The sequence below is a fragment of the Glutamicibacter sp. BSL13 genome (assembly GCF_052928425.1).
On sequence record NZ_JAVGCZ010000032.1, the window covers coordinates 26,403 to 32,508 of the forward strand.

The window sequence follows — 6,106 nt, forward strand, 5'->3', positions numbered from 1 at the left end:
TGCCCATGACGGCAAGGAGCCCCGAACCAGCAGTCTGGTTCGGGGCTCCTTGCCGTCATGGGCCTGCCGGGAGGCTAGACGCTGAAGTCCTGCCCGGTCAGCCGCTCATAGGCCTCGATGTACCGGGCGCGGGTCTTGGCGACGATGTCCTCGGGCAGCGCCGGGGGCTGCTGGCCGGAGGCCTTGTCCCACCCGGAGGCGTTGGAGGTCAGCCAGTCGCGCACGAACTGCTTGTCGAAGCTGGCCTGGGACTTGCCCGGGGCGTAGTCCTTGGCGTCCCAGAAGCGGGAGGAGTCCGGGGTGAGCACCTCATCGCCCAGGGTGATCTGCCCGGTGGACGGGTCCGCGCCGAATTCGACCTTCGTGTCGGCCAGGATGATCCCGCGCTCGCGGGCAATCTTTTCGGCCTGCTCGTAGAGCGCCACCGTCTTCTGCCGCAGCGCCTCGGCGACCTCCAGCCCGACCCGTTCCACGGTTTGTTCGAAGGAGATGTTCTCGTCGTGCTCCCCCACCTCGGCCTTCGCCGAGGGGGTGAACAGTGCCGGGCTCAGCCGGGACCCGTCGACCAGGCCCTCGGGCAGCGGCAGTTCGCATACGGTGCCCGAGGCCTTGTACTCAACCAGCCCGGAGCCGGTCAGGTAGCCGCGGGCGATGCACTCGATCGGGTACATGTCCAGCTTCTTGCACACCATCGCGCGCCCGGCCACCTGCTCGGGCACCTCGGTGGAGATCACATGGTTGGCGAAGTCGCCCAGCTGTTCAAACCACCACAGGCTCAGCTGGGTGAGCACCTTGCCCTTGTCCGGGATTTCGGTGGAGAGCACAAAGTCGTAGGCGCTGATCCTGTCGGAGGCGACCACCAGCACGCGGTCGGTGTCCGCGAAGGACACCCCGGCCGGGACGTAGAGGTCGCGCACCTTGCCGGAGTAGAAGTGGTCCCAGCCGGGAAGCTGCAGCACTTCGGTCTTGAATCCTGCCATGCCTACTTAGCCTCCGTGTTCACGATGATCTGTCCCCGCTCGGCCTTCAGGCCGATGTCGGTGCGGTACTGGGCGCCGGGCCAGGAGATCTTGGCGACCCCCTGGTAGGCGGCCTTCCGGGCGGCGGCCAGGTCATCGCCCAGGGCCACCACGGCCAGCACCCGGCCACCGGCGACCACGGTGTTGCCCGCGGCATCCAGCGCGGTGCCGGCGTGCACCACGTGCACCTGCTCCACCGCGTTGGCCTCCTCCAGGCCGTGGATGACGGCACCCTTGACCGGGGTGTCCGGATAGTTCTCGGCGGCGATCACCACGTCCACGGCGGTGGCGTGGTGCCAGTGCAGCTGTTCTGCGTCATCCAGTTCGCCCTTCGCCGCGGCCAGCAGCAGTGCCCCCAGCGGGCTCTTCAGCCGGGCCAGCACGGCCTGGGTTTCCGGGTCGCCGAAGCGGGCGTTGAATTCAATGACCCGCATGCCGCGGCTGGTCAGGGCCAGGCCGCAGTACAGCACGCCGGTGAAGGGGGTGCCGCGGCGTTCCATTTCGCGCAGGGTCGGGTAGGCGACGCGCTGCATGACTTCCTCGGTAAATCCCTCCGGCAGCCACGGCAACGGCGAATAGGCGCCCATGCCCCCGGTGTTCGGACCCTGGTCTCCGTCGAAGATGCGCTTGAAGTCCTGGGCCGGCGAGAGCGGCACCGCATGCTTGCCGTCGCAAATCACGAACAGGGAAACTTCGGGGCCGTCCAGGAACTCCTCGATGACCACGCTGCCGCCGGCGGCGAAGCAGGCCTCGGCGTGGGCCAGGGCCTCTTCGCGGTCGGAGGTGACCACCACGCCCTTGCCGGCGGCCAGGCCGTCGTCCTTGACCACGTGCGGGGCGCCGAACGCGTCCAGTGCGGCTTCCGCCTCCTGCCGGTTGGTGGCCACCCGCGCCATTGCGGTGGGCACCTCGGCCTCGGCCATCACGTCCTTGGCGAAGGCCTTGGAGGCCTCCAGCTGGGCGGCGGCCCGGCTGGGGCCAAAGACCGGGATCCCGGCCTCGGTGAGCACATCGGCCACCCCTGCGGCCAGTGGGGCCTCTGGACCGATCACCACCAGGTCGCTGGCCAGTTCCCGGGCCAGGGCCAGGACCGCTTCCGGGTCCTGGGCGTCGATGGCGTGCACCGGCACCTCACCGGCAATGCCGGCGTTGCCGGGGGCGCAATGCACCTGTTCAACGTAGGGGTCTTCGTTCAGTGCACGGACAATTGCATGTTCACGGCCGCCGGGGCCAATAACCAGTACCTTCACAGGCCTAGAGTTTACCGGACGGGGCATCGCCGCCGGGGGTGTGTGACCCGCTGATGAAACCGGCCGATCGCGGCGCTAGACTTGGCTCTGCGCGGCGGGCGGCGGCCCGCGGCGCGGTGGAGGGCACGGCGAAAGGCGGCAGATGGCCATCAAGCGCAGAATAGATCCGGTCAACGGCAGGCAGGCGCTGAACCAGTGGGTGGCGGCCCAGCCGGAGGCGACGGATGCCGCCCAGACCGCCCAGCAGGCCCCGCTGCCCCGCCCGGTCCGGGCAATGGCGGTGCGCTTTGCGCTGGAGGAACTGGCCAGCCGGGCGGAGGGGAACTCGGTGGAGGTGCGGGTTCCACCCTTTGGTGTGACCCAATGCATCCCCGGCCCCCGACACACCCGCGGCACTCCCCCGAATGTGGTGCAAATGGACGCCGAGGCGTTCTTATCCCTAGTCACGGGGCGGCTTTCCTGGCAGCAGGCGGTGGCCGACGCCCGGGTGGAGGCTTCCGGGCTGCGCGCGGACCTGTCTGCGCATCTACCGCTCTTTGAGTACGCTTAAGGGCATGGAGCAAAACCCCTCTCGTCCCCACGGCTCGGCGCAGCGCCCGGGGAAGTCCTTTGAAGTCGAAGTGAAGTCCTCCCCCAAGTTGTGGCCGATCCTTGCCACCGGCGGGGTCGCCGGCGCCCTGGCCGGCACCATCATCGCCCTGCTGGGAGAACCCTCCCCGAACTACACCGTAGCCGCCACCGTCGGTTTCTTCGCCGCCTTCTGTGCCGCCATCGGCTTGGCCGTGGCCGCCGTTGTCTACCTGGTGCTGGACCGGGTCAGCGCCCGCCACACGGTCCGCCGCCTGGCCGTGCCGGTGCAGCAGGACGAACCGTCCCACACCGAGACCCCGCACCGCGAACACCCCTAGAACGCCGGGCAGATCCGGTGAACTGCGTAGAGCCGGGCAGCCTGTAACGAACCACCCTTTTGGCCGACCCCGACCCGGATACATGAGAGAATACTGACATGGCGCGTGGCGATGGAAAACTGAATCATGACCTCCTTTCAAGCGACAAGGGACCGCAGGACGAGTGCGGTGTCTTTGGTGTGTGGGCACCGGGCGAGGAAGTAGCGAAACTGACCTACTACGGTCTGTACTCACTGCAGCACCGTGGGCAGGAGTCCGCGGGCATCGCCACCTCCGACGGGGAACGCATCAACGTCTACAAGGACATGGGCCTGGTCTCCCAGGTCTTTGACGAGAACACCCTGAACTCTATGAGCGGGCACCTGGCCATCGGCCACTGCCGCTACTCCACCACCGGCTCCAGCCACTGGGCCAACGCCCAACCGACCCTGGGCCCGACCAAGTCCGGCACCGTGGCCCTGGCCCACAACGGCAACCTGACCAACTCAGCGGACCTGGCCGAGATGGTACGCGCCAAGATCGACGCCGAGGGCGGGAAGATCACCGGCGAAATCGCCCAGGGCAACACCACCGACACCGCGCTGGTCACCTCCCTGCTGGGCGGCTCCGAGGGCCAGACCCTGGAGGAGACGGCGCTGGGGCTGCTGCCGAAGATCGAGGGCGCGTTCTGCTTCGTGTTCATGGACGAAAACACGCTCTACGCCGCCCGCGACCCGCACGGCGTGCGCCCGCTGGTGCTCGGGCGCCTGGACCGCGGCTGGGTGGTGGCCTCCGAGCAGCCGGCCCTGGCCACCGTGGGTGCGTCCTTCATCCGTGAAATTGAACCGGGTGAGCTGATCGCCATCGACGAGGCCGGGGTCCGTTCCCAGCGCTTCGCCCAGGCCAACCCGAAGGGCTGCGTATTCGAATACGTCTACCTGGCCCGCCCCGACGCCTCCATCGCCGGGCGCTCGGTCTACGAATCCCGCGTGGAGATGGGCCGCCAGCTGGCCCGCGAGAACACCGCGGTGGCCGACATCGTGATCCCGGTTCCCGAATCCGGCACCCCGGCGGCCATCGGCTACGCCGAGGAATCCGGGATCCCCTTCACCCACGGCTTCGTGAAGAACTCCTATGTGGGGCGCACCTTCATCCAGCCAAGCCAGACCTTGCGCCAGCTGGGGATCAAGCTCAAGCTCAACGCCCTGGAATCGGTGCTCAAGGGCAAGCGCGTGGTGGTGGTGGACGACTCGATCGTGCGCGGCAACACCCAGCGCGCCGTGGTGCGCATGCTGCGTGAGGCCGGCGCCGCCGAGGTGCATGTGAAGATCTCCTCCCCGCCGGTGAAGTGGCCGTGCTTCTACGGCATTGACTTCGCCACCCGCGCCGAGCTGATCGCCAACGGCGCCGCCGTGGATGAGATCGCCAAGTCGATCGGCGCGGACTCCCTGGCCTACATCTCCGAGGACGGGATGATCTCGGCCACGAACCAGCCGCGCGAACGGCTGTGCACCGCCTGCTTCACCGGCGAGTACCCGATCAAGCTGCCGGACTCCTCCCGGCGCGGCAAGAACCTGCTGGAGCGCACCGCCCAGGCCGGCTGCGAGCCGGGCCCGGACGCCGAGTTCGACGCCGTCAGCTAGTCCCCCGCGGCGCGGGCACCCGCCGCTGCGCCGCCCACGTTCCACGTTCCCGATTCTTCCGCGCGCAGCTGCGCGGGTGTTCACGACAGAAAAGGACCGATCTGCCATGAGCGGCAAAGAGCAGCCCACCTCCATCACCTATGCCGGCGCCGGCGTCGACGTCGAGGCCGGTGACCGCGCCGTCGAGCTGATGAAGGGTGCGATCAAGGCCACCCACACCCAGAACGTGATCGGCGGGGTCGGCGGCTTTGCCGGGCTGTTCGACGTCTCCTTCCTCACCGGGTACCGCAAGCCCTACCTGGCCACCTCCACCGACGGGGTGGGCACCAAGGTCGCCATCGCCCAGGCCCTGGACATCCACCACACCATCGGCCAGGACCTGGTGGGCATGGTCGTGGACGACATCGTGGTGGTGGGCGCCAAGCCGCTGTTCATGACCGACTACATCGCCTGCGGGAAGGTCATCCCCGAGCGCATCGCCGACATTGTTCGCGGCATCGCCGAGGGCTGCAAGCTGGCCGGCACCGCACTGGTCGGCGGGGAAACCGCCGAGCACCCGGGCCTGCTGGGCGAGGACGAATACGACGTGGCCGGCGCGGCCACCGGGGTCATCGAGGCCAACGCGCTGCTCGGCCCGGAGCGCGTGCAGGCCGGTGACGTGGTCATCGGCATGGCCTCCTCGGGCATCCACTCCAACGGCTACTCGCTGGTGCGCCGGGTGATTGCGCACGCCAAGTGGGAACTGACCCGCGAGGTGCCCGAATTCGGACGCACCCTGGGCGAGGAGCTGCTGGAGCCCACCCGCATCTACACCTCCGCATGTCTTGACCTGGTCAACGAGCTGAACGGCGCGGACCGCTTCGGCGTGCACGGCTTCAGCCACGTGACCGGAGGCGGGCTGGCCGCCAACCTGGCCCGCGTGCTGCCCCAGGGCCTGATGGCCCGTGTGGATCGCTCCACCTGGGCGCTGCCGGCCGTGTTCCGCACCATCGGCGAACTGGGCAACGTCCCGCAGGCGGACCTGGAGCGCACCTTGAACCTGGGCGTGGGCATGGTCGCGGTGGTGGACGCCGCAGTGGCCGACCGGGCCGTGGAGCTGCTGAACGCATTGAACATGGGCGCCTGGGTCATGGGCGAGGTTGAGAAGCTGGATGAGTCGGCCTCCGCCGCCGGCGCCGACTTCGTGCAGGGCGCCAAGGGCGTGGACGGCGGCGCCGTGCTGCTGACCGGCGCCTACGCCTCCTAGTCCCCGGCACACCGGCAACGGCCGCTGCGCTTCCCCCTGAGGGAAGCGCAGCGGCCGTTGC

6 protein-coding genes are annotated in these 6,106 nt (G+C 68.8%); 4 read left to right on the forward strand and 2 right to left on the reverse strand.

Annotated features, from left to right (window positions below):
* Positions 1–74: 74 nt before the first annotated feature.
* Complete coding sequence (locus RCJ92_RS07985) at positions 75–980, reverse strand: phosphoribosylaminoimidazolesuccinocarboxamide synthase (protein WP_360028223.1); 906 nt, start codon at positions 978–980, stop codon at positions 75–77.
* Positions 981–982: 2 nt separating this feature from the next.
* On the reverse strand, positions 983–2,269 hold the full coding sequence (purD, locus tag RCJ92_RS07990; protein ID WP_446754277.1) for a phosphoribosylamine--glycine ligase: 1,287 nt from the start codon (positions 2,267–2,269) through the stop codon (positions 983–985).
* Between the two features lie 142 nt (positions 2,270–2,411).
* Here purD and RCJ92_RS07995 point away from each other — a divergent pair, with 142 nt between their 5' ends.
* From RCJ92_RS07995 to purM, 4 genes are all read left to right on the forward strand, one after another.
* Positions 2,412–2,819 (forward strand): sterol carrier family protein, encoded by a 408-nt coding sequence (locus tag RCJ92_RS07995; protein ID WP_446754278.1) that lies wholly within the window; start codon positions 2,412–2,414, stop codon positions 2,817–2,819.
* A 4-nt stretch (positions 2,820–2,823) separates the two neighbouring features.
* Positions 2,824–3,177, forward strand: coding sequence for a hypothetical protein (locus tag RCJ92_RS08000; RefSeq protein ID WP_343831970.1), 354 nt, complete (start codon positions 2,824–2,826; stop codon positions 3,175–3,177).
* A 98-nt stretch (positions 3,178–3,275) separates the two neighbouring features.
* A complete protein-coding gene (gene purF / locus RCJ92_RS08005; RefSeq protein WP_360028226.1) occupies positions 3,276–4,799 on the forward strand; it encodes an amidophosphoribosyltransferase in 1,524 nt (507 codons plus the stop codon).
* Positions 4,800–4,905: 106 nt separating this feature from the next.
* The gene (gene purM / locus RCJ92_RS08010) at positions 4,906–6,045 is read left to right on the forward strand and encodes a phosphoribosylformylglycinamidine cyclo-ligase (protein WP_446754279.1); all 1,140 of its coding nucleotides are present in this window, start codon (positions 4,906–4,908) and stop codon (positions 6,043–6,045) included.
* Positions 6,046–6,106: the final 61 nt, after the last annotated feature.